A 26026-nucleotide genomic window follows, 5' to 3' on the forward strand; every position below is an offset into this window, starting at 1 on the left:
GGTTCTTCAGGCAGCGCTGCGCCGGAACGCTTGCGCCTCAGCGAGGAGCGCCACGAGGATGTCGACATGGCGCGCAAGGCTATAATTCTTGTCTGCCGTTTTCCGGCGGTTTTCCAAAGCCGCCTCGATCGGAAGCAGCTTTTCTAGAGCTGCCTTCGGCGAAGCGGGGATCGCGACCCGGAGCATGCGGCGCAGATCCCGACGGCGCTCGTAGCGAGCGGTTCCGTGCGCCGCTGCCTCGACGAGGAGACCGGGGCGGCGAAGAGCGGCAAGTTCACTAGCGATGTTGCACATGGTCATTGTCCAGCTTGGGGTGACTATGCGCCACAATCTGGCCCGATTGTTGCCGCTGTTGCGCCAAATTGGGTTGCGGCGCGCGCCATGATGCGCGCGTTTACATTTTGGAAACAATTAGCCACAGGTTGGCAACAATTAACTATCTGGTAACCAATCGGGGCGACTCCTGACTCCGTTTTCCACAGGATTCCCTTGGAGTTGTTCGATGCCGTCGTCTCCTGCATCCGTCGCCGTCTCGACGCTGCCCGACTGGGTTCCGGAAGCCGCTCGTGCGTATCTCGCCCATGCGCATTCCGGCCGCCCGCTTCGTGACGTTGCAGCGGAGAACGGATGTGCCGCGTCGACGATCCTGCGGCAGGTTCGCCGTATCGAGCAGCGCCGGGACGATCCTCTCGTGGACGATATCATGGAGCGGCTCGCAGAGGCCGCCGGCGACGCAGCGGTTTTCACGAACCAGAAAGAGACACACCAGATGTCAGCACTTCCCCCACGCGCGACACTCATCGACGACGAGACCCTGAATCGCGAGGCCAAGCGCGTGCTGCGCCGTCTCTGCGAGGCGGACGCTTTCCTGGCCGTGGGGCAGGGGATGCCGCAGGCGGCGGTCCTGCGCGAGACGGGTGGGACCCCGACGCGCACCGCAACGGTGCCAAAACTTGTCGCACAGGCTTTCGTGCTAAAGGACTGGGTGACCTGCTACAAAGCGGGGCGCATCACGCGGTACCGCATCACCGAGGCGGGACGAGCGGCGCTGAAGCGTCTGCTCAATGACACGCTTAACGCCAAGGTCGAAGCGCGTGGCATGGCTGAATCGCCCAGCCCGTTCCTGACGCAGCACATGGGAATGGGCGAAAGGGTCGTTCCCGGCCCGCAGGGCGACGAGACATTGCGCGTGAACCTGAGTGAATCACCGCTTGGCGGTCTGGCTCGCAAGAAGGATCGCGACGGCAAGCCGTTCCTGTCGATGGATCTCGTCATTGCCGGCGAACGTCTCCGGGAAGATTTCGAACGCGCGCAGATGGGTCCGAGGATCGGACAGAACTGGGAACGTTTCCTGACCGCCGGCAGCCGGGGCGACATGGCATCGGGAAACAATTGTAGTGGACCCGAAGACGCACGGCAGCGAGTTTCGGATGCGCTGCGTGCGCTTGGCCCGGGCCTGGCCGACGTCGTCCTCCGGGTCTGTTGCTTTCTCGAAGGGCTTGAAACAGCGGAGAAGCGCATGGGCTGGGCCGCACGTTCGGGGAAGATCGTTTTGCGCATTGCACTGCAACGGCTCGCCGCCCACTACGACGATCTTCATCGCTGATCGCCTGCCTCGGTTCGAGCTACATGAAACGCCGCCCTGAGGGGCGGCGTTTCGCGTCAGAGTGCGACCCTACCGGTTCTCGACGTCGACGTAGTCGCGTTGCGCCGCGCCGGTATAGAGTTGGCGCGGTCGACCGATCTTGAGGGCCGGATCGGAGAGTTGCTCCTTCCACTGTGAGATCCAGCCGACCGTCCGGGAGAGTGCAAAGATCGGCGTGAACATCGAGGTCGGGAAACCCATCGCCTCGAGAATGATCCCCGAATAGAAATCCACGTTCGGGAACAGCTTCTTGTCGGCGAAATAAGGATCGTCGAGGGCCTGCTTCTCGAGCTCCTTGGCGACCTGCAGCGTCGGATTGTCCTCGATACCGAGAAGCTCCAGTACCTCGTCGGCGGATTGCTTCATGACCGTCGCGCGCGGATCGAAGTTCTTGTAGACCCGGTGACCAAAGCCCATCAGCCGGAACGGATCGTTCCGGTCCTTCGCGCGGTCTATGAATTCGGGAATACGGTCGACCGTTCCGATCTGCCGCAGCATCTCGAGACAGGCTTGGTTCGCGCCGCCATGCGCCGGTCCCCAAAGACAGGCAATACCCGCCGCAATGCAGGCAAACGGGTTCGCTCCCGACGAGGAGGCGAGCCGTACCGTCGAGGTGGACGCGTTCTGCTCGTGATCGGCATGCAATGTGAAGATGCGATCCATTGCGCGGGCGAGGATCGGATCCACGTCGTATCGCTCGGATGGGACCGAGAAACACATGTTCAGAAAGTTCGCTGCGTAGTCGAGATCGTTGCGCGGATAGACGAAGGGCTGACCGATCGAATACTTGTACGCCATCGCGGCGATCGTCGGCATCTTGGCGATCAGGCGGAAGGAGGCGACCTCGCGCTGCCACGGATCGTTGATGTCGGTGCTGTCGTGGTAGAAGGCCGACATAGCGCCGACGACGCCCACCATCGTCGCCATCGGATGCGCGTCCCGCCGGAAGCCCCGGAAGAAGTTGTGCATCTGCTCGTGGATCATCGTGTGACGTGTGACGGTCGTCTCGAAGGTCTCGAGTTGATCCGCCGAGGGGAGTTCACCGTAGAGTAGAAGGTAGCAGACCTCGAGATAATGCGATTTTTCCGCCAGCTGTCCGATCGGATAGCCGCGGTGCAGCAAGATTCCTTCGTCACCGTCGATGAACGTGATCGCGCTCTCGCAAGCCGCAGTCGAAGTGAAGCCGGGATCGTAGGTGAAGACGTCCGCTTGGCTGTAGAGCTTGCGAATGTCGACGACGTCGGGACCCTCGGTCGGGGAAAGAACGGGCAGTTCGTGGCTTTCACCGTCGAGGGTGAAACTGGCCGTCCTGTTGGTCTCTGCCATATGCGTCCTCTGGTTTGGGCCGAGCGTCCGTCGCCCGGTAAATGACTGTTATCTCGCGTCGAATTCCCGTCGCCAAACCGGCAACAGGGGTAATTCCACCTAGCCGACCGATAAGGCTTCCGTGACATCGACAATCCGGGCCAATGTCTCGTCGCGCCCAAGGACCGTCATCATGTCGAAAACGCTGGGCGTGGCCGTTCGGCCGGCAAGCGCCGCTCGCAACGGTGCCGCGATGCGGCCCAAGCCCAGGTCCCTCAACTGGGCAAACTCCTTCGCGACCTGCTCCAATCCCTCCCTGTTCCACGTAGCGCTTTGCAGGTGCGGCGTCAAATCTGCGAGCAGCCGACGCGCCTCCGCGTCCAGTGCTCTGGCCGCTTTCTCGTCGAGAGTGACCGGACGGGAGACGAGCGCGAACCGGGCACGCTCGATGACCTGCGGCAAGGTTCGGCTTGCCATCTTGACGAGCGGCACGGCGGAGGCAAGCGCCGCGTGGTCGATCGACGCATTCCCGACACGCGCATTCCAGTCGAGTGCGGCTGCAGTGACTGCTTCGTCGTCCATCGCGCTCAGATGCTGGCCTGACAGGTTCTCCAACTTCTTGAGATCGAGACGCGCGGGTGCGCGGCCAATCCCGTCGAGATCGAACCACGTTCGCGCCTGCGCATCGTCGAAGAATTCATCGTCTCCGTGGCTCCAGCCCAGCCGCGCGAGGTAATTCCGCATCGCCGAAGCGGGAAAGCCCATTTCGGCATATTCCTCGATACCGAGCGCGCCGTGCCGCTTCGACAGTTTCTTGCCGTCCGCGCCGTGAATCAACGGAATATGCGCCCAGACAGGCTCGGACCAGCCCATCGCCGCGTAGATCTGCGCTTGCCGGGCGGCGTTGTTGAGATGATCATCACCGCGGATGACATGTGTGACGCCCATGTCGTGATCGTCGACCACCACGGCGAGCATGTAGGTCGGCGTACCGTCAGAACGCAGCAGGATCATGTCGTCGAGCTGATCGTTCCGCACGACAACCGCACCCTGCACGACATCGTCGATGGTCGTCGTTCCCCCAAGCGGGGCTTTCAGCCGGATCACGTATGGCGCGTCCGGATACGTTGCCGGATCCGCGTCGCGCCAGGGGCTGCGATACAGGGTCGAGCGTCCCTCGGCTCGCGCAGCCTCCCGGAACGCTTCAATTTCCGCCTGCGAGGCGAAGCACTTGTACGCGTGATCCGTCGCCAGCATCTGTCGGGCCACTCCGGCATGGCGAGGTGCATTTGCCGCCTGACTGACAGGCTCGCCGTCCCAGTCGAGGCCGAGCCAGGTCAACCCTTCGAAGATCGCCTGCGTCGCGGCTTCAGTCGAGCGGGCGCGGTCCGTGTCCTCGACGCGCAGGAGGAATTGCCCGCCGTGCCGCCGCGCGAAAAGCCAGTTGAAGAGTGCCGTTCGGGCCCCGCCGATATGCAGGTATCCGGTCGGCGAAGGCGCGAAACGCGTGACGATCGGGGCGGATGGCATGGCGTGTCCTCGTATTCGGTCGGTTCGGCTCCGGATGGTTAACGCTTTGTATACCCGGCGGGACCTAGTGTCGCGCGGTTGATAGGCAGCCCGAACTGGGAGGGCAAGGATGTACCCCGCCGATGCCCTGGTCGCGCAAGGTGGCCTGTGGCTCCGCCTGACCACCGAGTTGCAAGGGCTTCGCGGGCACAGGCTGCCTTGGGTCGCGCTGACTTTCGGCTTCGGGATCGGCGTCTATTTCGCTCTACCGCTCGAGCCCGATCGCTCCGTGGCCTGGACGATGGGGGTGGCCTGCGGCGCCTGTGCCGTCCTCGCCTGGATGGGGCGCGGGGGTGCCGGATTCATTGCCTTGCTGGCCGCAATCCTGATCGCCGGCGTTCTCGCAGCGCAATTGCGGACGAACCTCGTTGCCGGTCCTGTGCTCGGATGGCGCTATTACGGTGCCGTCGAGGGGCGTATCGTCGAGATCGACCGGTCCGCCTCCGGCGCGGTCCGGCTCACGCTGGACCGGGTGCGGCTCGACCGGATGGGCCCGGCGGAAACGCCGCGCCGCGTCCGCGTTTCGCTCCAGGACGAGACCGGCGTCACGCCGAAGCCCGGTCTGCGGGTCATGACGACCGCGCATCTCTCGCCCCCCGCCGGCCCGACGGAGCCGGGCGGGTTCGATTTCCAGCGCCACGCCTGGTTCCTGAAGCTCGGCGCCATCGGCTACGGCCGCGTCCCGCTGCTCCTCGCCGAGGCGCCGCGAGGGGGGAGTGCCCTCTGGATCGCCCGGCTACGGGCCCATGTGGGGGAGAATCTCCGCGACCGATTGCCGGGGCAGGTCGGCGAAGTAGCGGCCGCGATCACCACGGGCGACCGTTCGGGCCTGACGGCGGAGGTCACCGAAGCGTTGCGTGCGTCGAACCTGGCGCATCTCCTTGCGATCTCGGGCCTGCATATGGGGCTTCTGGTCGGCTTCGTCTTCTGGGCCGTTCGTGGGGGGTTGGCATTGGTGCCGCCGCTCGCGCTGAACTACCCGACGCGGGAATGGGCCGCCGCCATCGCCTTACCCTTCGCCCTTTTCTACCTGTTCCTGTCCGGCGGAACGGTCGCCACGCAGCGAGCCTTCGTGATGGCGGCCGTGATGCTCGGCGCCATCCTGCTCGGGGCTCGGGCGCTGTCCATCCGCAGCGTCGCGATCGCGGCGATCGCCGTCCTGCTCTGGCGCCCCGAAAGCCTGACCGGACCCGGCTTCCAGATGTCCTTCGCTGCAACCGGGGCGCTCGTTGTCGTCTTCAACGCGATCTCTCGGCGTCAGGCCGGATCGTGGCTACGCGGCTGGAAGGGAGCGATCTTGTCTTTGCTTCTGTCGTCGATTGTCGCTGGGGCGGCAACCGGACCGTTCGCGGCGCTGCATTTCAACCGGGTCGGGCAGTTCGGCGTCCTCGCAAACATGCTGGCTGTGCCGATGATGGGGATGGCGGTGATGCCGCTGCTCCTTGTCGGGCTTCTCCTCATGCCTCTGGGCCTCGAAACCTTGCCACTGATGGTTGCGGGATGGGGGATCGAATGGATTCTCGAGGTCGCCCGGCGGGTGGCGGAGCTTCCCGGGGCGGTCCGCCCGATCCCCGCGCCGGACTGGCGGGTGCTACCGGTTCTGGGGTTGGGCATGGCCATGCTCGCCGCGGCGCGCGGATGGGGCACACGCGGCGTCGCGATTACGCTTCTCGGATTGTCGGTGATTCTTTGGACGCGCGCGCCGCGACCGGAGATCCTGATTTCCGACGATGCGCGGCTCGTAGGCGTCATGTCGCCTGCGGGTCGTTGGTTGAGCCGCGACAGCGGAGCCGGCTTCGTAGCCGAGTCCTGGCTGGAAAACGACGGCGATCCGGTATCGCAGGCCGAAGCCGCGGCCCGGCCCACGATCGTCGACCCGACGCTACCCGAGATCCATGTCGCCCGCGGGAAACGGGACTTGCCCGCGGCTATCGCCGCCTGCCAGCGGGGCAACTGGATCGTTTCTGCCAACCCTGTGACAGATGCACCCGTAGGCTGTACCGTTTTCGATCAGGAAACAATGCGGGATACCGGTGCCGTCGCCACGTCGCGCGATGCTTCGGGCTACATGACGATTACAACGGCGAAGGAAGTCCAAGGTATGCGACCTTGGGTTCCGCTGCCCGGCGGCTGACGACCGGCAAGGGGTGTCGACCGACCGAGCCGGCCGGGCTGTTTACCACCTCTGGTCACACCAAAAGCCCAGCCCGAAGAGTGGCCGTGCAACGACGATTAGTATGTCCGGATCAACCCGACCAACCGGCCCTGCACGCGAACCTGATCCTCGCGCAGAAGGCGCGTCTCGTAAGCGGGGTTTGCCGCTTCCAGCGCGACCATGCCGTTCGAACGACGGTAGCGTTTCAGCGTAGCCTCCTGACCTTCCACGAGCGCGACCACAATGGCACCGTCATCGGCGGTCCGCTGTTCGCGGATGACGACGATGTCGCCGTCGTTGATGCCCGCGTCTACCATCGAGTCCCCGCGAACCTCGAGCGCGTAATGCTCGCCCCCGTGGCCGAGCATCTGGCTCGGCACGGCAACCTGACTCGATACCTCGCTGATCGCCTCGATCGGCACACCGGCGGCGATGCGGCCCATGACCGGCAATTCCATCGCATCGACGGCAACGGGCCTGGAACGCGACGGCGTCGTTTCCGGACGATCCCCTTGGATCACGTCCGGCACGAACCCCGCACCGTTGCTCATATCCTCGGGCAGACGCGTGATCTCGATCGCCCGCGCGCGATGCGCCAACCGGCGTATGAAGCCCCGCTCCTCCAGCGCGGTGATCAGGCGATGGATGCCTGATTTCGACCGCAGGTCGAGTGCGTCCTTCATCTCATCGAAGGACGGCGGCACACCGTCGCGCTGCACGCGCTTGTGAATGAAGGCAAGAAGGTCGCGTTGCTTGCGGGTCAGCATCGGAGCCGGTTTCCTCGATTTGGTCACGTCACATCGGACGCAGTCGTGTAATGTTCTATTAAGGTTCCCGTTTTGTGTCAACAGGACGCGTCAGGCCGGCAGGTCGATGACCTCGACCAGATCGCCCACGGCGCGTTCGGGATCGTGGGGCGGCCGCAGGATGAGAAGGTCGGCACGGGCGAGGACAGAGAGCAGGCTGCTGTCCTGCCGTGCCTCGGCTTCGCACCCGTCCGCCACCCGCCGGCCGCGCATGTAGTGTTGCCGCGCACCGTTAGCCTTGAGTGGCGCGGCGAGGGCACAGCGCGCGGTCGCGATCTCTGCCGGAAGTCCCAGCATCCGGCGAAGCATCGGCAGGAGGAAGACGACCCCGCAGACCATTGCCGAAACGGGGTTTCCGGGCAGGCCGACCATCGCCGCGGCGTTTAGGCGCCCCGCGAGCAAGGGCTTTCCCGGCCGCATCGCGACCTTGTGGAAGGCGAGGTCCAGCCCGGCCTGCCCGGCCGCCATGGCGACGAGGTCGTGATCGCCGACCGAGGCACCTCCGATGGTCACGACCAGATCGGCCTCGCGGGCCAATTCGAACGCCGTCCGAAGGCTACCGGCACGATCGCGGGCAATCGGTAACAGGCGGACCTCCGCCCCAGCCGCTTCGAGCATTGCGGCCAGACCATAGCCGTTCGACGCGGTGATCTGACCCGGCGCAAGCGTTTCGCCGGGCGCGCGAAGTTCGTCGCCCGTCATGATTATCGCCACGTTCGGGCGCCGCGCCACCGGAACGGCGCCGTATCCCATCGCGGCGAGCAGAGCGATGTCCCGACTTCCCAACCGGCACGGGGCGGGCATCGTGGTGCCGCGCTCGAAATCGCCGCCGGCGGGGCGGATGTAGTCGGACCTGTCGGGGTCGTCGCCGAGGCGGATCGTGTCGCCATCCTGCACGACGTCTTCCTGGATCAGGACGCGGCGGCTTCCCTCGGGCAAGGGAGCGCCTGTGAAGATGCGGACTGCATCGGTGACTGCCAGACGCCCCTCGTATGGGTGCCCGGCGGCAGACTCGCCCACGACGCGGAACGCATCCCCCGGCGCAGGAGCCTCGACGGCCACGGCATAGCCGTCCATCGCGGAGGCAGCGAAGGGCGGCTGGCTTTGCCGGGCGGAGACGGGCCCGGCAGGAACGCGTCCGGCGGCCAGGCGCAACGGCACCATCTCGGACGGGAGGGGCGCGACCAGCGCAAGCAGCCGTTCGGTAGCCGCCTCGACCGAGATCACGGCGCGGTCCAGTCGCCCGATTTGCCGCCGGACTTGGAGAGCAACCGCAGGCCGCCGATCTCCATGTCCTTCTGCACCGCCTTCGCCATGTCGTAGATCGTCAGGCAGGCAACCGACACGGCGGTCAACGCCTCCATCTCGACGCCGGTGCGGCCCGCGGTCGCCACGGTGGCGGTGACACGCAGGCCGGGGAGACCGTCGTCCGGCACGAGGTCGAGTGAGACCTTCGAGAGCGGCAGCGGATGACAGAGTGGAATCAGATCGGCCGTGCGCTTCGCCCCCATGATCCCGGCCAGTCGCGCCACGCCCACGACGTCGCCTTTTCGAGCGCTACCCGAGCGAATGACGTCAAGGGTTTCGCCGGACATCTTCACCCAGCCTTCGGCCACGGCGACCCGGTCGGTCGTGGCCTTGCCGGAGACGTCGACCATGTGCGCCGCACCGGCTTCGTCGAAATGAGTGAGGCCTTTCATCGATGGGGTGCGAGTGGCGTGGCGAGCAGATCGCGCGTGGCTTGGGCGACGTCGTCCTTGCGCATCAGGCTCTCGCCGACGAGGAAGCATCGCGCGCCGTACCGGGCCATCTCCTCGAGATCGGCGGGGGTGGAAAGCCCGGACTCGGCGACGAGGATGCGATCCTCCGGCGCGTGCCGTGCCAGATCGCGGGTTACCTGAAGGTCGGTCACGAAGGTATTGAGATCACGATTGTTGATTCCCAGAAGCCGCGCGTTCAATCGGGACGCTCGGTCGAGCTCTCCCCGGTCGTGGACCTCGACGAGCGCGTCCATCCCCCAGGCCTCGGCCGCCGCCTCGAGTTCGGCGGCCTGCTCGTCGGAAACGCCGGCCATGATGATCAGGATGCAGTCCGCGCCGAGGGCACGACTTTCGGCCACCTGCCACGGATCGTAGAGGAAATCCTTGCGCAAGACCGGAAGATCGACCGCCGCGCGCGCATTGGAAAGAAAGGCGTCGGCACCCTGGAAGGAGGGCGCGTCGGTCAGGATCGAGAGGCACGTCGCGCCGCCCTCCTCGTAGGCCCGGGCCAGGGCCGGCGGATCGAAATCCGGCCGGATCAGGCCCTTCGACGGGCTGGCCTTCTTGATCTCCGCGATGAGGCCATAGCCGGAGATCGCAGCGCGCTGCAGCCTGTCCGCGAAAGGTCGCACCTTCGGCGCGGCGGCGGCGGCGGCGTCGATGGCTGTCTGGTTGCGCACCGCCTTTCGCGCGGCGATCTCCTCGAGCTTGTAGTCCCGGATGCGGTCGAGGATCGTGGGCATGGTCATGCGGCCTCCGAGGTGATGCGGGCAAGGCCGTCGACCTTGGCCCGCGCCGCGCCGCTGTCGATCGCGTCCGCGGCCATCGCGGCGCCTTCGCGCAGGTCGGTCACGCGGTCGGCGATGAGAAGGGCCGCGGCGGCATTGAGGAGGACCGCGTCGCGATAGGCGCCCGGTTCGCCGGCGAGAAGGGCCGCGAAAGCGCGTCCGTTCTCTTCCGGCGTGCCGCCGAGGATGTCGCGGAAGGGGTGGACGGGCAGCCCGGCATCCTCGGGATGAACTTCCCGCCCCCGAATCCGGCCGCCTTCGAGTACGGCGACCTGCGATACCTCGGAGATCGAGAGTTCGTCGGTCCCGTCGCCGCCATGGACCAGCCAGGCGCATTCGCTGCCCAATTGCTGCAACGTCTCGGCCATCGGGAAGATCAGGTCGGGAGCGAACGCACCGGTGAGCTGCCGCTTGACGCCGGCGGGATTGGTAAGCGGCCCGAGAATGTTGAAGATCGTCTTGCAGCCGAGCTCCTGACGCACTGGCATGACGGCCGCGACGGCCGGGTGGTGGACGGGCGCCATCATGAAGGCGATCCCGACTTCCCTGAGGGCCCGTTCGACCCGATCGACATCGACCATCACGTCGATACCCATCTGCCCGAGGGCGTCGGCGGAGCCGGACTTCGAGCTGAGGTTGCGGTTGCCGTGCTTGGCGACGGGCACGCCCGCACCGGCCACGACGAAGGCGGCGGCGGTCGAGATGTTGAGTGTGCCCTTGCCGTCGCCGCCGGTGCCGACGATGTCGATGGCGCCCTTGGGCGCACGCACCGCCTTGCAGCGGGCGCGCATCGCTGCCGCCGCGGCGGCGTATTCGGAGACCGACTCTCCGCGCGCGCGGAGGGCCATGAGAAGCCCGCCCATCTGCGCGGGCGTGGCGCTGCCCTCGAAGAGCTCGTCGAAGGCGGCCTCGGCCTGACTGCGGGAGAGGGGACCTTCGGACGCGGCGAAGATCAGCGGCTTCATCGTCTCGCTCACGGTCAGGCGACCTTGGGCTGCGGCATAAGATCGAGGAAGTTCCGCAGGAGCGCGTGGCCGTGCTGGGATGCGATGCTCTCGGGGTGGAACTGCACGCCGTGGATCGGCAGGTCGCGGTGGCGCAGGCCCATGATCGTGCCGTCAGCGAGCGCGGCGTTCACGACGAGCGCGTCGGGCAGGGAGGCGCGCTCGACGATAAGGGAGTGGTAGCGCGTCGCGTCGAACGCGCCGGGCAGGTTCGCGAAGATACCGGTGCCGTCGTTTTCCATGCGGCCGAGCTTGCCGTGCACGATCTCGCCCGCGCGGACGACGCGGCCGCCGAAGGCCTGACCGATCGCCTGATGACCGAGGCAGACGCCGAGGAGCGGCGTGCGCGTCTCGGCGCAGGCCTCGACCATCGCGAGGCAGATGCCCGCCTGGTCGGGATCGCAGGGGCCGGGGGAGAGCAGGACGCCCGCGGGATGCATCGCCATCGCCGCCTGAACGTCGATCGCGTCGTTGCGGACGACCTTCACCTCCGCACCCTGCTCGGCGACGTAGTGGACGAGGTTCCAGGTGAAGCTGTCGTAATTGTCGATCAGCAGAAGCAAGCCAGTCCCTCCGAATGCACAGCCCGCGAGGGTGCGCCCCTCGCTCGGCCGGGTTATAGGAGGGCCAGGGGCCCGGGGAAAGGGCCGGTCTCGGATCGAGCGGGGTGAGGCATGCGGAACGGCACGATGCTGGGTGCGATCTGCGGGTTGTTGGCTTGTGGCGTTCTGATCGGCGGAGCATCGTTGATGGAGGCGCCGCCCGGCGCACCCGGTCCCGAAGCGCGGCCCGGTGCGCCCCAGGGCGGGGCAACCCCGCGAGAGGATGCTCGCGACCCGATCGGTTCGGACGGCGCGGACAGACGCCTTTCGGTGCCATCGGACCCCGATGTCGGCGCGTCGTTCGGCGCATCCTCGATCGGCCGCATCCCGGCGGATCCGTCCCCTGCGGACATGGCCTTCGAACCGGTCGATCCGCCCGGGTCGGCACCGGTGGACATGACGGATACCCCAGCCCGCGCGCGTGCGACGGTCGCGCTTCCCGACGCGAGCGAATTGAATCGCCCCCCCGAGGATCGGGTGATCGCTCCGCCTACCGAGGCAATCGCGCCGAACCCGGCTTCGGCGGCTGATGCGCCAGCCGTCGCGCGCCCGTCCAGCGAAATGCCTCGCGCGGAGACACGCAGCGGCGCCGCGCCGAGGGTCGTTTCGGTAAGCGGGTTCGCGGACGATCCCGCGGCGGGGCAGGCGCCGAACGTTCCGGGACGTGCTGTGGAGACCGTGCCGACGACTACCGCCCGGCCCTCCGTCTCCATGCCCGATGCGGAACCGGCCGCGTCGGTCGATGTCGCACCGCAAGGGACGGATGCGCCTGCCGGGGAAGATGTGCAGGAAATCGGCGCCCCGGCCACCGTCACGCTCGTGCCGAAGTAGGAAGTCGCGGTACCGCCGTCGCATTCGTCCGACGCCGGTCGGTGGAGACAGCGATTGGCGCCGTCGCGCCTCGCGGGCGACGGTCGACCCGCAGAAACAGCGGAGGCACGTGCCGGTCGGCTCCGGTTGCAGGGCTCTCGTGCAACCCTATGGCGCTCGAAGGTGTGCTGCCGGTGCTACCAAACGCGGGAACGAAGTTCGTAACTTATCCGAACGGGTTCGATGCGAATGCTACCCCAGTTGCGGACAGCGTCCTTACGCGGTTGGGTGACTAGGCATTCACGAAAGACACGCACGCCACGTGGTCCTTCGCGATCTCGTTCGGGCGGTTCTTAAGGCGCAACGGATGGGCTCGGCCGTGCTCAAGGGTCAGGTCTCGCCGCAGCTACTCGGGACGCTGCGAAAATGGCGTGTCCGTAATTAGGCCCGCGAGGTCGTTCTGTCGCCGCTCTCCGCTTTGGTGCAAATGCGGTGATGCAGTTGGCCGGCGACAATCCTAGCCTATGTCGTCCGGCAGTTCGATCCGTGCGACTTGCTCCGCGATCGGCTCGACCGAGAGCGGGTGGGTCTCGTCCACATGGGCACGCGGATCGGCGACCGGCTGCCAGGCATTGCCCTTGAAGATCTCGAGCGCGGAGTACTGCGCCTTGTAGCCCATCTTCGGCGAACCCGGGACCCAGTAGCCCAGATAGACGTAGGGCAGGGCCGCCTCGCGGGCGATTTCGACGTGGTCGAGGATGATGTGGGTGCCCAGGCTTTGCTGCGGCACGTCGGGATCGTAGAAGGAATAGACCAGCGACAGCCCGTCATCGAGCACGTCGGTCAGGCAGACCGCCCGCAGGATCGGCAGGCCGCCCCCGGCCTTCGGGCGGTCGTCCCAGTATTCGATGACGCGCGTCCGGATCGGCGTCTCCTCGATCATCGCGGCGAACTCGAAGATGTCCATGTCGGCCATGCCGCCGGTGGCGTGACGCGCCGTAAGATAGCGCCGGAACAGGCCGTACTGATCCTCCGTCGCCCAGGGCGACGTCACCTCGCGCCGCAGATGGGCGTTGCGATTCAAAGTCTTCCGCTGGGATCGCGAGGGCTCGAAATCGGCGCTGCGTATGCGTGCGGACAGGCACGCCGTGCAATCGGCGCAGCTGGGCCGGTAGAGGACGTTCTGGCTGCGACGGAACCCCTGCTTCGACAACTTGTCATTGAGCGCGGTCGCGCCCGAGCCCTGCAGGGCCGTGAACAGCTTCCGCTCCCGCCGCCCGTCGATATAGGGGCACGATTGTGGCGCAGTCACATAGAACTGCGGCGTCAGCGGTAGGCTGTGGCGCATGGAGGACATATCGTCTGCTTGTGTTCGAGCGGACCCTAGCCAACCCGGACCGGCCGTCAACGGAAAATGGCCGGCCGGCCGCGGTCGGGTCTCAGCCGGGTCGATTGATCACGGCCGATCCGAGCACGAAATCGGTCAGGCTCTGCCGCCGGGGCGTCGTCGATATGGTCGCAATCGACAGGAACCACGGCACGACTGTTGCAACGGATGCGTAATAACCGCCGACATGGGCAACGCTCTGTACGATATCGAACCGTTCGCCGTCATGCCCGCGGAACTCGATCCCCATCATCCGCATCCCCCATGTTGCGGAGCCGCCGGCGATGGTCGCGATCCGGTAGAGCGCGCCGATGCCGAGGAAGAAGAGCGGCCAGAGAAAGAAGCCGACCGTGAGCGTCAGCACGCCCGCAAGCGTCGTCAGCAGGGTGATGACGATCGTATCCGCCACCCATGCGATCCCCCGCTTGGCGACGACACCCTCGTAGAATTCGGGCATTGCGCCCGGATCGGGCAGCCGGGTCAGTGCGCGGGTCTGCATGTCGGTCCACTGGGTCATCTGCGGCAGCTCCCTCAAGCGCTTTCGTCAAAATGTGGGTCCCGCCCCGCAGGCGGTCAAGGTGCGGGGCGGGGCACGGGATCAGGCGTTCGCGTGGCGGGTCTCGTCACCGTTCGTGGCGCGCTTCTCCCGATCCTGCATGAACTGGTCGAACTCGGCCTTGTCCTTGGCCTCGCGCAGCCGCTCGAGGAAGCTCTCGAAGGCTTCCTGCTCGTCCTCGAGGCGCCGCAGCATGTCGGCCTTGTAGGCGTCGAACGCGGTATTGCCCGAGCTGCGGAACCGCATCGGCGCCATTCGACGGACGTCGCGGCGGGAAGGGCCGAACAGGCGACGGGTCCAGAGCGCGTAGGCGAGCACGGCCACGCCAACCGGCCAGACTGCAAACAGCGTCACGATCGTCAGCGCGATCCACGCGCCCTTTCCGCGCGCGTCGAGCCAGGCTTCGGCCTTGGCGAACCAGTTGCCGGGCATCCGGCCGGTATGGGCGGTGGCTGGGGTCATCTGCGTCTCTCCTCTTGGTATGTGAATTGCTTTCACATGGAGGAGATGGTCTCGCTCAGATCAGAGCGCAAGATGCCGGCGCATAAAAAGTTAAGGTCATTTACATGCTCTGTCGGTTGGGTGGTGTTCGTCATGAAAGTGGCATATTCGGGTCGTATGGCCGAGACCCGCCCGTCTGATCACAGGCTCGACTTGTCACGGACGGATCGCCTCGCGCGGGGGAAGGTCCGGGACGTCTTCGCGCGTCCGGGGCATCCCGATCAGCTTCTCAAGACCCTGCGGAAGACGAAACGAGCGGCCTATGCGCGCCGCCGCGGTCTGATTGCCCGGATCAAGCGGCACATCGGCCTTGGACCCTACCGCTATCTCCTGAAGGAGTATCGCTGCTACCTGCGCGTAGCGTTGCGAGCCGAGCGGTTGGACCGCCCGATTCCGATCGCCGAATTCGGCCCCGTCATACGGACGGATCGTGGTCTGGCGCAGGTCTCGCGGCGCGTGCCCGACCGGAGCGGCGCGCTGGCGCCCACGCTGCGCGAGCTTCTGCGGGCCGGGCCTCTCAATACTGCGCTACTGAAGCAGCTCAACGCGTTCGTCGGAGACCTTTACGACCTGAACGTCGTCGTACCGGACCTGACGGCGGGTAATGTCGTGCTCGATGAGACGGTGCCGGATGGACGATTCCTGCTGATCGACGGCTACGGCGAGAAGGCGTTCATTCCGTTGCAAACTTACTTCCCGGCATTGAATGCGCGGGCGCTCGACCGCGGATTCGCCCGGATCGCAAGCGGTTCGGTCCTGCGCTGGAACGGTTCGGACCGGCGCTTCGAGCGTCAGTAGCCGCGCCAGATCCAGCCGCCGCCGAAGACGCGCGTCGAGTCCATGTCGTAGAAGACACAGGCCTGGCCGGGGCTCACGCCTTCCTCCGGGGTCAGGAGCTCGACCTCGGCCAGTCCGTTCGGAAGCGGACGCAGGATGGCTTCGCGCGGCGGACGGGTCGAGCGGACCTTGACGCCGATATGCCATTCCGGACGTGACTCGAGCGGCGCGTCGCCCAGCCAATTGATCTCCCGCAAGGGAACCAGACGCGTGGCCAGCGCGGATTTCGGCCCGACCACGACCTGTCGCGCTTCCGTGTCGAGCCTGACAACGTAGAGCGGCTCCGAGAGGCCGCCGATACCGAGCCCGCGCCGTTGGCCTATGGTATAGTGGATGAGGCCCTCGTGCCGGCCGAGCTCGTGACCTTCCATGTCGACGATCGCGCCCGGCTCGCCTGCGCCGGGGCGCAATTTCTCGATCACCGCGGCGTAGTTCCCGTTCGGCACGAAGCAGATGTCCTGGCTGTCGGGCTTGTCGGCCACGGGCAGACCGTAGCGCGCCGCGAGCGCCCGGGTCGCGGCCTTGTCGGGGAGGTGGCCCAGGGGGAAGCGCAGATAGGAAAGCTGCTCCCCGGTGGTCGAGAACAGAAAGTAGGACTGGTCGCGCACGGGATCGGCGGCACGGTGCAGCTCCGGCCCGTTGGCCCCGTCGGCGCGCTGGATGTAATGCCCCGTCGCCATGCAGTCGGCGTCGAGATCCTTCGCCGTCTCGAGCAGGTCGCGGAACTTCACCCGCTCGTTGCAGCGGATGCAGGGCACGGGCGTCGCGCCGCCGAGATAGGCGTCGGCGAACTCGTCGATCACCGCCTCGCGGAACGTGTTCTCGTAGTCGAGCACGTAATGCGGGAATCCCATCGTCTCGGCGACGCGACGGGCGTCGTGAATGTCGCGACCGGCACAACAGGCGCCCTTCTTCGCGAGCGCCGCGCCGTGGTCGTAGAGTTGCAGCGTCACGCCGACCACGTCGTAGCCCTCCTCGGCGAGCATCGCTGCGACGACCGAGGAATCCACGCCCCCCGACATCGCCACGACCACGCGGGTGTCGGCAGGCGCCTTGGCGAAGCCGAGGCTGTTGACGTCCTCGCCATGAGGCAGGTCGCGGGGCATGCAGTCTCTCCGTGGCCGGTCAGAGCCGCGAGATATAGGAAAATCCGAGATATTCACAAGGCTTGGCTTCACCCGCGCTTAACGACGCCCGCGCAACAAGGCTGCACGACGGCCAAGGAGGGCGAAATGTACATTCGAAAGGGGCCGGGACCGCGTATCGTAACGCTTCCGGACGGAACGCAGATGACCCGGGCGGACTTGCCGCCGCCTGGAACGACCCGCTGGGTAGCGCGGCGCAAGGAAGCGGTGATCCGCGGCGTGCAGTCCGGACTGATTCCGCGGGAAGAGGCGCTGACGCGCTACGAGTTGACGGACGAGGAGTTCGATAGCTGGGAGCGGGCGATGACGTCCTATGGGACGAACGGATTGAAGACGACGCTTTTGCAGCAATTCCGATAGTTTTTGCCGAGATCCATGTTTGCCCCCGAGGAAGGGGACGCTACGTTAACTGCAGTAACGTTAAGTTAACCATTTCCGTTAATGGTGGCGTCAGACCCCGGAGAACCCTCGGAGAAAGACATGCGTATCCTGCTCGTCGAAGATGACCCGACCACCTCGAAGAGCATCGAAATGATGCTCGCCAGTGCCAACCTGAACGTCTACGCGACGGATATGGGTGAAGAGGGGATCGATCTCGCACGTCTTTACGACTACGATCTCATCCTGCTCGACCTGAACCTGCCGGACATTCACGGCCACGACGTTCTCAAGCAGCTGCGCATGAGCCGGATCGAGACGCCGATCCTGATCCTGTCGGGCGACGACGGCACCGAGAACAAGATCCGCGGCTTCGGTTTCGGCGCCGACGATTACATGACCAAGCCCTTCCACCGCGACGAGCTGATCGCCCGCATCCATGCGATCGTGCGCCGCTCCAAGGGTCATTCGCAGTCGATCATCCGTACGGGCTCCGTCGCCGTGAACCTCGACGCGAAATCGGTCGAGGTGGACGGCAAGCCGGTGCACCTGACCGGCAAGGAATACCAGATGCTGGAGCTGCTTTCGCTCCGCAAGGGCACGACGCTGACCAAGGAGATGTTCCTCAACCATCTCTACGGCGGGATGGACGAGCCGGAGCTCAAGATCATCGACGTCTTCATCTGCAAGTTGCGCAAGAAGCTTTCTGTCGCGACCGGCGGCGAGACGCATATCGAGACCGTTTGGGGCCGTGGCTACGTGCTGCGCGATCCCGAAGAGGCCGGCGGCAAGAAGAAGCTGGCCCACGCCTGACCCCTCGGGCGGAGCGGACCGGGAAGCCGTCCTTCGGGGCGGCTTTTTCCTTGTTCGGGATCGGAGCCAGGGAACCGCCGCCGAATCTGTTGTCATCCCGGAAGCCCGCGCAATATCACCCTTGCGGAAGCCGAGCGCGGAGACGAAATTTGTCGGACACGTCTGAGATCGAGGTCGAGGCGCTCGACGCGGGATCTGCCGAGGCCGAACTCTCGCGTCTCTCGGATCTGCTCGCGCGGGCCAACGCCGCCTATCATCGCGACGACGATCCGGTGATGAGCGACGCGGAATACGACGCCGCGAAGCGCCGGAACCTCGCGATCGAGGACCGCTTCCCGACACTCAAGCGTGTGGATTCCCCGACCGAACAGGTCGGCGCGGTTCCGGCGGAGACCTTCGGCAAGGTCCGGCACAAAGTGCGGATGCTCTCGCTCGGCAACGCATTCGAGCAGAGCGATGTCGGGGAGTTCGACGCCCGCATCCGCCGGTTCCTCGACCTCGCGCCGGACGCTCCGCTCGCCTACACGGCCGAGCCCAAGATCGACGGGCTGAGCCTGTCGCTGCGCTACGAGGCGGGACGGCTCGTCCGTGCCGCGACGCGAGGCGACGGGCAGACCGGCGAGGACGTGACGGCGAACGCGCGGACCATCGAGGACATTCCCGAAGCGCTCGACGGCGCGCCCGACGTGCTGGAGGTCCGGGGCGAGGTCTATATGAGCCACGCCGACTTCGCCGCGTTGAACGAACGGCAGGCGGAGGCCGGCGCCAAGACCTTCGCCAATCCGCGCAACGCCGCCGCCGGCAGTCTGCGCCAGCTCGACGCGCAGGTCACCGCGGCCCGTCCGTTGCGCTTTTTCGCGTATGCCTGGGGCGAGTTGTCGGAACCGTTGGCCAAGACGCAGACAGACGCGCTCGACCGCCTGCGCGTGCTCGGCTTCCAGACCAACCCGGAGACGCGGCGCTGCGACGGTGTGGACGGGCTTCTTCAACGCTACGCGGCCATCGAGGCCGCGCGGGCCGATCTGGGCTACGACATCGACGGCGTCGTCTACAAGGTCGACGACCTCGCGCTGCAGGGCCGTCTCGGCTTTCGCTCCACGACGCCCCGCTGGGCCATCGCCCACAAGTTCGCGGCCGAGACCGCCTGGACCCGGCTCGAGGCGATCGACATCAACGTGGGCCGCACCGGCGCGCTCTCGCCCATCGCGCGGCTTCGGCCCGTGACGGTCGGCGGCGTCATCGTTTCCAACGCGACGCTGCACAACGAGGATTATATCGCGGGCGTGGACAATGCCGGCAATCCGATCCGCACGGGCGACCTGCGGGTGGGCGACCGGGTGGAGATCTACCGCGCTGGCGACGTGATCCCGAAGGTCCGGGACGTCGACCTCTCCGCGCGCCTGCCCGATGCGGAGCCTTACGTCTTTCCCGACACCTGTCCCGATTGCGGCAGCCCCGCGCGACGTGAGCCGGGGGAATCGGTGCGCCGCTGCACCGGCGGCCTCATCTGTCCGGCGCAGCGGGTGGCGCGGCTCAAGCATCTCGTCTCGCGGGGCGCGATGGACATTGAGGGGCTGGGCGACAAGGAGATCGAGCGCTTCCACGAACTCGGCTGGGTCCGCGCGCCGGCCGACATCTACACGCTCGAGGCGCAGCACGGGACGGGCGCGGACGCCGTCGCTGGGCTCGAGGGCTGGGGCGATACCTCCGCCGGCAACCTCTTCGCGGCCATCGAGGCGTCGCGCCGGCAGGAATTGGCGCGCGTGCTGTTCGGGCTTGGCATCCGCCATCTCGGCGAGGTGGCGGGCCGCGACCTCGCGCGGCATTTCCAGACCTGGGAGGCCTTCCTGCACGAAGTCGACGCCGCGATGCCGGCGGCGGAGGCGCACCGGCGTGCGGAGGAAGCGATCCTCCCCGAACGCGCGGCCGCCGAGGTGGAGGGCCGGCGCGCGCGGATCACCGAGACCCGCGCGCGCGAATGGGCGGAGATCGAGGCGAAGGCCCGCGCGGCATGGGACGACCTGATCGGCATCGACGGCATCGGCGCGACGCTCGCGCTGGCCATCTGCGACGCGCTTGCGCCCGGCCCGGAGCGCGCGGCGATCGACGCGCTTCTGGCCGAGCTCGACCCGGAGGCGCCCGAAACCGTGGCCTCGCAGAGCCCGGTCGCCGGCAAGACCATCGTCTTCACCGGCTCGCTCGAGAAGATGACGCGGGCGGAGGCCAAGCATCAGGCGGAGGCGCTCGGCGCGAAGGTCTCGGGCTCGGTCTCCGCCAAGACCGATCTCGTCGTCACCGGGCCGGGCGCCGGATCGAAGGCCGCGAAGGCCACGGAACTCGGGGTGGAAACGATTGACGAGGATGGCTGGCTCGCGCTGATCGGGAGCGCATGAGCGGCCGCCCCGAGCGCCTGTTCCCGCTCTTCGCCGGGCTTGAGACGCTGCCGGGGATCGGGCCGAAGACGGCGAAGCTGATGGCGAACCTGCGGGTGGCCGTGCCGAAGGACCTGCTTTTCACGCTGCCCACGGGCGGGATCGACCGCAGCCCCGTGGCCTCGATCCGCGACGTGACCTTGCCGGACGTGGCGACCGTTCCGGTGACGGTCGGCCGGCATATGCCGCCCGCGACGAAGGGCCGACCCTACCGGATCGAGGTGGAAGATGCGCGGACGACGTTCCAGGTCGTCTATTTTCGCGGCTCGGGCGATGCGCATATGCGAACCCTGCCGCCCGGCGCGCGTCGCATCCTGTCGGGCAAGGTCGAACTCTACGACGGCATGGCCCAGATGCCGCATCCCGATCACGTGCTCGCAGAGGACGAGACGTTGCCCGAATACGAGCCGGTCTATCCGCTGACCGCCGGGCTCACGGCGAAGGTCATGGCGAAGGCTTTAGACGGGGCGCTCGAGCGCGTGCCGGACCTGCCGGAATGGATAGACCCGGCGCTGATGGTGGAGCGCGGCTGGCCCGGCTTCGCCAACGCGTTGCGGCAGGCGCACCACCCGGAAGCCGCGGCCGATCTCGGCACCCCGGCGCCAGCGCGCCAGCGGTTGGCCTACGACGAATTGCTCGCGCACCAGCTCACCCTCGCGCTGGCCCGCGCGTCCGACCGGCGGCGGAAGGGGGTCGTGACCGAAGGGGACGGGCGGCTCCGGCGCAAGGTGCTGGCCGCGCTGCCCTACGTTCCGACGCAGGCGCAGCAACGCGCGGTCGAGGAGATTGCCGCCGACATGGCCGAACCCCGTCGGATGAACCGTCTGCTGCAGGGCGATGTCGGGTCCGGCAAGACGCTGGTGGCGCTGATGGCGCTCCTGACGGCGGCGGAGGCGGGCGGGCAGGGGGTGATGATGGCGCCGACCGAGATCCTCGCGCGCCAGCACGCCGAAAGCCTGCGCCCGTTGGCCGAGGCGGCCGGCGTCGTGCTGGAACTGCTGACGGGGCGCGACACCGGACGGGAACGGCAGGCCAAGCTCGGCGCGCTGGCCGCGGGCAATATCGCTATCCTCGTTGGCACGCATGCGGTCTTCCAGCGCGACGTGACCTTCGCCGATCTCCGTCTCGCCGTGATCGACGAGCAGCACCGCTTCGGCGTGCGCCAGCGCTTGCTGCTGGGCGAGAAGAACGCGGCGACCGACGTGCTGGTGATGACCGCGACGCCGATCCCGCGGAGCCTCGCGCTCACGCAATACGGCGACATGGACCTGAGCGTGCTGGACGAGAAGCCGCCCGGCCGCACGCCCGTCGTTACCGCCACGGTGCCAGTCGCGCGGATGGACGACGTGGTGGCCAAGCTGCGGACGGCCATCGCGGAGGGGCGGCAGGCCTACTGGGTCTGTCCCCTCGTGGAGGAATCGGAGACCGCCGACCTGACCTCCGCCGAGGAGCGGTTTCGCGCGCTGCGGGGCGCGCTCGGGGAGGGGGCGGTCGGCCTCGTCCACGGCCAGATGCCGCCGGCGGAGAAGGACGCAGCGATGGCCCGGTTCGTGGCGGGGGAGACGTCCATCCTCGTCGCGACGACGGTGATCGAGGTCGGCGTGAACGTGCCCAGTGCCTCGATCATGGTGATCGAGAGGGCGGAGACGTTCGGGCTCGCGCAGCTGCACCAGCTTCGTGGCCGGGTCGGGCGGGGGGAAGCGGCCTCGACCTGCCTGCTGATGTATCGTGCGCCGCTCGGCGCGGCGGCGGAGGCTAGGCTCCGCATCCTGCGCGAGACGGAGGACGGGTTCCGTATTTCCGAGGAGGATCTGCAGCTGCGGGGCGCCGGTGACGTGATCGGAACGGCGCAATCCGGCCTGCCACGGTTCCGAGTCGCCGATCTCGAACGGCAGGCCGGTCTGATGGCCATCGCGAGTCGCGACGCACGGGCGCTCCTCGCGGCCGATTCGAAGCTCGAGACCGAGCGCGGTAAGGCCGCGCGCCTTCTTTTGTGGCTCACCGAACAGGATCGAGCTCTGCGCCTGCTATCTGTGGGTTAGCGAGAGCGACCCGTTCCGTTCGCGGATGTTCTTAAAAAGTTCTTTACATACGCACCGTGCCGTGAGAACAAAGTAGCAACTCACAGCAGCAGGTGATGCCATGATACATAGGGTCAAGACCACTCTCGCCCGGATCGACCGGGAACCGCTGACCGATATCCTCGGCGGCGTCTGGCTCGTGACCTTGATGCTGAGCTTCCTGCACCTGCCTGCCCTGATCGCCTGACGGCTGTCGAATCTGCCGCGTCCCAGGACAATGCTTCCCGTCGCCTCGTCGGCGGAAAGGGTCCGCAAACCTCTGTCCCCGAGGTGCGCGGTCCGGCTCCGACCCACGGAGTCCGCTCACTTCCCGAGCGCCGGGACGTAACTGGAACCGCCGCCTCCTTGGGAGCGCGGCGGTTTTTTTCGGGCCGTGGACGAGGGTTCGCTGAAGGCTTTGACAGTATAGACCGGGCTAACAAACCTTACGAGCACGGCGCGGCCCGGATGACCCGACACCATTAACCGCGACACCGATCATTGTTCACGCCAAGTCGAACCGCAAGACGTCTAGGCGCGTGTTGCCGTGGATGCCGCCGTCAAATGCGGGCGAGTCGCTCGGCGAAGCATTGTCCGCCAGAGGCATCCCGTAACTCGATGTCCGCGTGGGCGGTCGTGGCGATCGGCAATCGAAATGTCGGAGCGTCTCGCCGGCCTCGACTCAAGAGACGGTCAGGCCGGCCCGTTCCGTCTCCTCCAGCGCCGCGACCGTCGCGTCGAGTGCCAGCATGATCGAGGCGTGACGGTTCTTGAACTCGCGCGCCGGGGTCAGGACTTCATACCCGTCCCACGGTGCCTCGGGCACCGGTCCGCTTTCCTTGAGCATGGCGCGAAGGGAATCGCGTATCGCCGCCACTTCGGCCAGGTCGCGGCCGATCATCTGTCGTCCGGAGATCGAGGCCGAGGCCTGCCCGAGCGCGCAGGCTTTCACGTCCTGCGCGTAGCGCACGATCCGTCCGTCCGCGACGTCGAGCGAGACCGTCACCGTCGAGCCGCAGAGCGGCGACCGCTTCCTCACGGTCACCTGCGGATCGTCGAGCGGCGCCGCCATCGGCATATCCGCGGCCAGTTCGAGAATGCGGCCCGAATAGAGCTTCACGAGATCGGCATCGGGCATGGCGGGTTCCTTCCGGGACGTTCGCGTCCTAGGTAGCGGTCCCGAGCGGCGTTTCAAAGGTGTGCGATGCCAACGACATTCGATCCCTCTACGCTGCGTTACGACCCGCGTGGGCTCATCCCCGTCATCGCCCAGGATGCAGGAACGGGCGAAGTCCTGATGATGGCCTGGATGAACGCCGAGGCGGTGGTGCGCACGCTGGAGACCGGCCGTGTCACCTACTGGTCGCGGTCGCGCGGGGCGTTCTGGGTCAAGGGCGAGACCTCCGGCCATACGCAGCGGCTCGTCGAGATGCGTGTCGATTGCGACCGCGACTGCCTGCTTCTGCGCGTCGAGCAGACGGGACCGGCCTGTCATACCGATCGGCGGAGCTGCTTCTACACGGCCATTCGGGATGGACATGAGGTCGTGACGATGGCGCCCGAGACGTGACCCTTCCGCGATGGCCTTGAACCGTTATCGCTAACGGTGCATTTGGAGCCTGACAGCTGGGGGAATGGACCATGCCGCTCGACACCCGCATCGAAGAGATCACCGACCGCATCCGCGAACGCTCGCGTCCGACCCGGGAGACCTACCTCGCCCGCATGCGCGATCAGGCGCAGAAGGGGCCGCGTCGCGCCCATCTCGATTGCGGCAACCAGGCGCATGCCTACGCCGCGATGGGCGACCAGAAGGACGACCTCGCCGAGGACCGGGTTCCCAATATCGGGATCGTCACCGCCTATAACGACATGCTGAGTGCGCATCAGCCGTTCAAGGACTACCCCGATCGCATCAAGGCCGCCGCCCGCGCGGCCGGGGCCACGGCGCAGGTCGCGGGCGGTGTGCCCGCCATGTGCGACGGCGTCACGCAGGGCCAGCAGGGGATGGAGTTGTCGCTCTTCTCCCGCGACGTGATCGCGCTCGCCACCGGGGTCGCGCTCAGCCACAACACCTTCGACTCGGCGCTCTATCTCGGCATCTGCGACAAGATCGTGCCGGGCCTCGTCATCGCCGCGGCCACTTTCGGCTACCTGCCCGGCATCTTCGTTCCGGCCGGCCCGATGACCACGGGGATCGGGAACGAGGAGAAAGCCCGCGTCCGCCGGGAATTTGCCGAGGGCAAGATCGACCGCAAGGCGCTGATGCGTTCGGAGATGGCCTCCTATCACGGGCCGGGCACCTGCACATTCTACGGCACCGCGAATTCGAACCAGATGCTGATGGAGTTCATGGGCCTGCACCTGCCGGGCGCCTCCTTCGTCAATCCGGGCACGCCGCTCCGCGATGCGCTGACCGATGCTGCGGCCGTCCGCGCGACGGAAATCACCGGGCTCGGAAACGCCTACACTCCGGTCTGCGACGTGCTCGACGAGCGGGCCTACGTGAACGGGCTCGTGGGGCTGATGGCGACGGGCGGATCGACGAACCTCGTCCTGCATCTGATCGCGATGGCTCGTGCCTCGGGCGTGCAGCTGACCTGCGGCGACTTCGATGCGGTGTCTGACATCACGCCGCTGATGGCACGGGTCTACCCGAACGGGCTTGCCGACGTGAACCATTTCCACGCGGCGGGCGGGTTGCCCTACATGATCGGGCGCCTGCTGGAGGCGGGGATGCTGCACGAGGACGTGCAGACCGTCGCGGGGCAGGGGCTTTCGGCCTACGCCAACGAGCCGAAGCTCGACGGCGACGCCATCCGGTGGGAGGCCGGCCCGACCGAGAGCCAGAACGACAAGATCATCCGCCCGCCGCATGACGCTTTCGATCATCACGGCGGGCTGAAACAGGTGCGCGGCAATCTCGGCCTCGGCGTGATGAAGATCAGCGCCGTGAAGGAAGAGTATCACACGATCGAGGCGCCGGCCCGCGTGTTCCGCGACCAGGGCGCGGTGAAGGCTGCGTTCCAGGCAGGCGAGCTCGACCGCGACTGCGTCGTCGTCGTCCGCTACCAGGGCCCGCGCGCGAACGGCATGCCGGAGCTGCACGGCCTCACCCCCGTCCTGTCGGTCCTGCAGGGGCGCGGCCACAAGGTCGCCCTCGTCACCGACGGACGGATGTCGGGGGCGTCGGGCAAGGTACCTGCGGCGATCCACGTCGCGCCCGAGGCGCTCGACGGCGGTCTGATCGCCAAGGTGCAGGACGGCGATATCGTCCGCGTGGACGCTGCGGGCGGCCGGCTCGAAGTGCTGACCGAGGGCGTGGAAGAGCGCGCGCTCGTCCATCCTGACCTCGAGGCGAACGAGCACGGTCTCGGCCGCGAGCTCTTCTCGATCTTCCGGCAGAGCGCCGGGCGCGCGGATGCCGGCGCGGGCGTGGTCGTCTGATCGCCCGTCCCGCAGGACCGCATTGA

25 protein-coding genes are annotated in these 26026 nt (G+C 66.9%); 11 read left to right on the forward strand and 14 right to left on the reverse strand.

Annotated features, from left to right (window positions below; genetic code table 11):
• Positions 1 to 6: 6 nt before the first annotated feature.
• On the reverse strand, positions 7 to 300 hold the full coding sequence (locus Q1A87_RS10670) for a DUF6477 family protein (protein WP_363322981.1): 294 nt from the start codon (positions 298 to 300) through the stop codon (positions 7 to 9).
• A gap of 202 nt (positions 301 to 502) precedes the next feature.
• Between Q1A87_RS10670 and Q1A87_RS10675 the strand changes: the two genes are divergently transcribed.
• Positions 503 to 1606 carry a DUF6456 domain-containing protein gene (locus tag Q1A87_RS10675; RefSeq protein WP_299650918.1) on the forward strand — a complete coding sequence of 368 codons (1104 nt, stop codon included), beginning with the start codon at positions 503 to 505 and terminating at the stop codon, positions 1604 to 1606.
• A gap of 69 nt (positions 1607 to 1675) precedes the next feature.
• On the opposite strand, the gene Q1A87_RS10680 is transcribed toward Q1A87_RS10675, so the two are convergent.
• Together Q1A87_RS10680 and gltX are read right to left on the reverse strand one after the other, a co-directional pair.
• Positions 1676 to 2971 carry a citrate synthase gene (locus Q1A87_RS10680; protein WP_299650921.1) on the reverse strand — a complete coding sequence of 432 codons (1296 nt, stop codon included), beginning with the start codon at positions 2969 to 2971 and terminating at the stop codon, positions 1676 to 1678.
• A 99-nt stretch (positions 2972 to 3070) separates the two neighbouring features.
• Positions 3071 to 4480 carry a glutamate--tRNA ligase gene (gene gltX, locus Q1A87_RS10685; protein ID WP_299650924.1) on the reverse strand — a complete coding sequence of 470 codons (1410 nt, stop codon included), beginning with the start codon at positions 4478 to 4480 and terminating at the stop codon, positions 3071 to 3073.
• Between the two features lie 109 nt (positions 4481 to 4589).
• Here gltX and Q1A87_RS10690 point away from each other — a divergent pair, with 109 nt between their 5' ends.
• Positions 4590 to 6653, forward strand: coding sequence for a ComEC/Rec2 family competence protein (locus tag Q1A87_RS10690; protein ID WP_299650927.1), 2064 nt, complete (start codon positions 4590 to 4592; stop codon positions 6651 to 6653).
• 98 nt (positions 6654 to 6751) lie between these two features.
• Here Q1A87_RS10690 and lexA read toward each other — a convergent pair whose 3' ends face one another.
• From lexA to Q1A87_RS10720, 6 genes are all read right to left on the reverse strand, one after another.
• Positions 6752 to 7441 carry a transcriptional repressor LexA gene (gene lexA / locus Q1A87_RS10695; protein WP_299650930.1) on the reverse strand — a complete coding sequence of 230 codons (690 nt, stop codon included), beginning with the start codon at positions 7439 to 7441 and terminating at the stop codon, positions 6752 to 6754.
• Between the two features lie 90 nt (positions 7442 to 7531).
• A complete protein-coding gene (locus Q1A87_RS10700; protein ID WP_299650933.1) occupies positions 7532 to 8707 on the reverse strand; it encodes a molybdopterin molybdotransferase MoeA in 1176 nt (391 codons plus the stop codon).
• Positions 8704 to 9180: a cyclic pyranopterin monophosphate synthase MoaC gene (gene moaC / locus Q1A87_RS10705; protein ID WP_299650937.1), complete on the reverse strand. Its 477-nt coding sequence runs from the start codon at positions 9178 to 9180 to the stop codon at positions 8704 to 8706. The genes Q1A87_RS10700 and moaC overlap by 4 nt, the downstream gene beginning before the upstream one ends.
• The gene (gene trpC / locus Q1A87_RS10710; protein ID WP_299651041.1) at positions 9177 to 9983 is read right to left on the reverse strand and encodes an indole-3-glycerol phosphate synthase TrpC; all 807 of its coding nucleotides are present in this window, start codon (positions 9981 to 9983) and stop codon (positions 9177 to 9179) included. The genes moaC and trpC overlap by 4 nt, the downstream gene beginning before the upstream one ends.
• A 2-nt stretch (positions 9984 to 9985) precedes the next feature.
• Positions 9986 to 11005: an anthranilate phosphoribosyltransferase gene (gene trpD / locus Q1A87_RS10715; RefSeq protein ID WP_299650940.1), complete on the reverse strand. Its 1020-nt coding sequence runs from the start codon at positions 11003 to 11005 to the stop codon at positions 9986 to 9988.
• A gap of 2 nt (positions 11006 to 11007) precedes the next feature.
• A complete protein-coding gene (locus Q1A87_RS10720; RefSeq protein ID WP_299650943.1) occupies positions 11008 to 11595 on the reverse strand; it encodes an aminodeoxychorismate/anthranilate synthase component II in 588 nt (195 codons plus the stop codon).
• 309 nt (positions 11596 to 11904) lie between these two features.
• On the opposite strand from Q1A87_RS10720, the gene Q1A87_RS10725 reads away from it, so the two are divergent.
• A complete protein-coding gene (locus Q1A87_RS10725; protein WP_299650946.1) occupies positions 11905 to 12465 on the forward strand; it encodes a hypothetical protein in 561 nt (186 codons plus the stop codon).
• Between the two features lie 496 nt (positions 12466 to 12961).
• Here Q1A87_RS10725 and Q1A87_RS10730 read toward each other — a convergent pair whose 3' ends face one another.
• The 3 genes from Q1A87_RS10730 to Q1A87_RS10740 all read right to left on the reverse strand — a co-directional run bounded on the left by Q1A87_RS10730 (position 12962) and on the right by Q1A87_RS10740 (position 14849).
• Positions 12962 to 13792, reverse strand: coding sequence for an arginyltransferase (locus Q1A87_RS10730; RefSeq protein ID WP_299650949.1), 831 nt, complete (start codon positions 13790 to 13792; stop codon positions 12962 to 12964).
• 91 nt (positions 13793 to 13883) lie between these two features.
• Complete coding sequence (locus Q1A87_RS10735) at positions 13884 to 14348, reverse strand: RDD family protein (RefSeq protein WP_299650952.1); 465 nt, start codon at positions 14346 to 14348, stop codon at positions 13884 to 13886.
• Between the two features lie 81 nt (positions 14349 to 14429).
• On the reverse strand, positions 14430 to 14849 hold the full coding sequence (locus tag Q1A87_RS10740) for a DUF2852 domain-containing protein (RefSeq protein ID WP_299650955.1): 420 nt from the start codon (positions 14847 to 14849) through the stop codon (positions 14430 to 14432).
• Between the two features lie 36 nt (positions 14850 to 14885).
• Between Q1A87_RS10740 and Q1A87_RS10745 the strand changes: the two genes are divergently transcribed.
• Positions 14886 to 15686: a YrbL family protein gene (locus tag Q1A87_RS10745; RefSeq protein ID WP_299650958.1), complete on the forward strand. Its 801-nt coding sequence runs from the start codon at positions 14886 to 14888 to the stop codon at positions 15684 to 15686.
• On the opposite strand, the gene mnmA is transcribed toward Q1A87_RS10745, so the two are convergent.
• Positions 15680 to 16831 carry a tRNA 2-thiouridine(34) synthase MnmA gene (gene mnmA / locus Q1A87_RS10750; protein ID WP_299650961.1) on the reverse strand — a complete coding sequence of 384 codons (1152 nt, stop codon included), beginning with the start codon at positions 16829 to 16831 and terminating at the stop codon, positions 15680 to 15682. The genes Q1A87_RS10745 and mnmA overlap by 7 nt on opposite strands.
• 126 nt (positions 16832 to 16957) lie before the next feature.
• Here mnmA and Q1A87_RS10755 point away from each other — a divergent pair, with 126 nt between their 5' ends.
• From Q1A87_RS10755 to Q1A87_RS10775, 5 genes are all read left to right on the forward strand, one after another.
• Positions 16958 to 17230: a DUF1153 domain-containing protein gene (locus Q1A87_RS10755; protein WP_299650964.1), complete on the forward strand. Its 273-nt coding sequence runs from the start codon at positions 16958 to 16960 to the stop codon at positions 17228 to 17230.
• A gap of 120 nt (positions 17231 to 17350) precedes the next feature.
• Positions 17351 to 18061, forward strand: a complete 711-nt coding sequence (ctrA, locus tag Q1A87_RS10760) for a response regulator transcription factor CtrA (RefSeq protein ID WP_299650967.1) — start codon at positions 17351 to 17353, stop codon at positions 18059 to 18061.
• A gap of 149 nt (positions 18062 to 18210) precedes the next feature.
• Positions 18211 to 20454: an NAD-dependent DNA ligase LigA gene (ligA, locus tag Q1A87_RS10765; RefSeq protein WP_299650970.1), complete on the forward strand. Its 2244-nt coding sequence runs from the start codon at positions 18211 to 18213 to the stop codon at positions 20452 to 20454.
• On the forward strand, positions 20451 to 22535 hold the full coding sequence (gene recG / locus Q1A87_RS10770) for an ATP-dependent DNA helicase RecG (RefSeq protein ID WP_299650973.1): 2085 nt from the start codon (positions 20451 to 20453) through the stop codon (positions 22533 to 22535). The genes ligA and recG overlap by 4 nt, the downstream gene beginning before the upstream one ends.
• 100 nt (positions 22536 to 22635) lie before the next feature.
• Entirely contained in the window at positions 22636 to 22761 is a 126-nt protein-coding gene (locus Q1A87_RS10775) for a hypothetical protein (protein ID WP_299650976.1), read from the forward strand.
• Between the two features lie 474 nt (positions 22762 to 23235).
• Here the strand turns inward: Q1A87_RS10775 and Q1A87_RS10780 are convergent, their stop codons facing one another.
• The gene (locus Q1A87_RS10780; protein ID WP_299650978.1) at positions 23236 to 23691 is read right to left on the reverse strand and encodes an iron-sulfur cluster assembly scaffold protein; all 456 of its coding nucleotides are present in this window, start codon (positions 23689 to 23691) and stop codon (positions 23236 to 23238) included.
• Between the two features lie 66 nt (positions 23692 to 23757).
• On the opposite strand from Q1A87_RS10780, the gene hisI reads away from it, so the two are divergent.
• Positions 23758 to 24123, forward strand: a complete 366-nt coding sequence (gene hisI / locus Q1A87_RS10785; RefSeq protein ID WP_299650981.1) for a phosphoribosyl-AMP cyclohydrolase — start codon at positions 23758 to 23760, stop codon at positions 24121 to 24123.
• A gap of 71 nt (positions 24124 to 24194) precedes the next feature.
• A complete protein-coding gene (gene edd, locus Q1A87_RS10790) occupies positions 24195 to 26000 on the forward strand; it encodes a phosphogluconate dehydratase (protein WP_299650984.1) in 1806 nt (601 codons plus the stop codon).
• Positions 26001 to 26026: the final 26 nt, after the last annotated feature.

Origin of the sequence: uncultured Jannaschia sp. (genome assembly GCF_947494055.1) — a bacterium.
Classification (GTDB): domain Bacteria; phylum Pseudomonadota; class Alphaproteobacteria; order Rhodobacterales; family Rhodobacteraceae; genus Jannaschia.

Coding starts and splice junctions, on each gene's coding strand:
- Q1A87_RS10740 (WP_299650955.1), bottom strand. CDS start 14,849: ATGACCCCAGCCACCGCCCATACCGGCCGGATGCCCGGCAACTGGTTC.
- Q1A87_RS10780 (WP_299650978.1), bottom strand. CDS start 23,691: ATGCCCGATGCCGATCTCGTGAAGCTCTATTCGGGCCGCATTCTCGAA.
- Q1A87_RS10745 (WP_299650958.1), top strand. CDS start 14,886: ATGGAGGAGATGGTCTCGCTCAGATCAGAGCGCAAGATGCCGGCGCAT.
- Q1A87_RS10755 (WP_299650964.1), top strand. CDS start 16,958: ATGTACATTCGAAAGGGGCCGGGACCGCGTATCGTAACGCTTCCGGAC.
- Q1A87_RS10735 (WP_299650952.1), bottom strand. CDS start 14,348: ATGACCCAGTGGACCGACATGCAGACCCGCGCACTGACCCGGCTGCCC.
- trpC (WP_299651041.1), bottom strand. CDS start 9,983: ATGCCCACGATCCTCGACCGCATCCGGGACTACAAGCTCGAGGAGATC.
- gltX (WP_299650924.1), bottom strand. CDS start 4,480: ATGCCATCCGCCCCGATCGTCACGCGTTTCGCGCCTTCGCCGACCGGA.
- Q1A87_RS10775 (WP_299650976.1), top strand. CDS start 22,636: ATGATACATAGGGTCAAGACCACTCTCGCCCGGATCGACCGGGAACCG.
- Q1A87_RS10680 (WP_299650921.1), bottom strand. CDS start 2,971: ATGGCAGAGACCAACAGGACGGCCAGTTTCACCCTCGACGGTGAAAGC.
- Q1A87_RS10690 (WP_299650927.1), top strand. CDS start 4,590: ATGTACCCCGCCGATGCCCTGGTCGCGCAAGGTGGCCTGTGGCTCCGC.
- Q1A87_RS10675 (WP_299650918.1), top strand. CDS start 503: ATGCCGTCGTCTCCTGCATCCGTCGCCGTCTCGACGCTGCCCGACTGG.
- moaC (WP_299650937.1), bottom strand. CDS start 9,180: ATGAAAGGCCTCACTCATTTCGACGAAGCCGGTGCGGCGCACATGGTC.
- mnmA (WP_299650961.1), bottom strand. CDS start 16,831: ATGCCCCGCGACCTGCCTCATGGCGAGGACGTCAACAGCCTCGGCTTC.
- ctrA (WP_299650967.1), top strand. CDS start 17,351: ATGCGTATCCTGCTCGTCGAAGATGACCCGACCACCTCGAAGAGCATC.
- Q1A87_RS10670 (WP_363322981.1), bottom strand. CDS start 300: ATGACCATGTGCAACATCGCTAGTGAACTTGCCGCTCTTCGCCGCCCC.
- Q1A87_RS10730 (WP_299650949.1), bottom strand. CDS start 13,792: ATGCGCCACAGCCTACCGCTGACGCCGCAGTTCTATGTGACTGCGCCA.
- lexA (WP_299650930.1), bottom strand. CDS start 7,441: ATGCTGACCCGCAAGCAACGCGACCTTCTTGCCTTCATTCACAAGCGC.
- edd (WP_299650984.1), top strand. CDS start 24,195: ATGCCGCTCGACACCCGCATCGAAGAGATCACCGACCGCATCCGCGAA.
- hisI (WP_299650981.1), top strand. CDS start 23,758: ATGCCAACGACATTCGATCCCTCTACGCTGCGTTACGACCCGCGTGGG.
- recG (WP_299650973.1), top strand. CDS start 20,451: ATGAGCGGCCGCCCCGAGCGCCTGTTCCCGCTCTTCGCCGGGCTTGAG.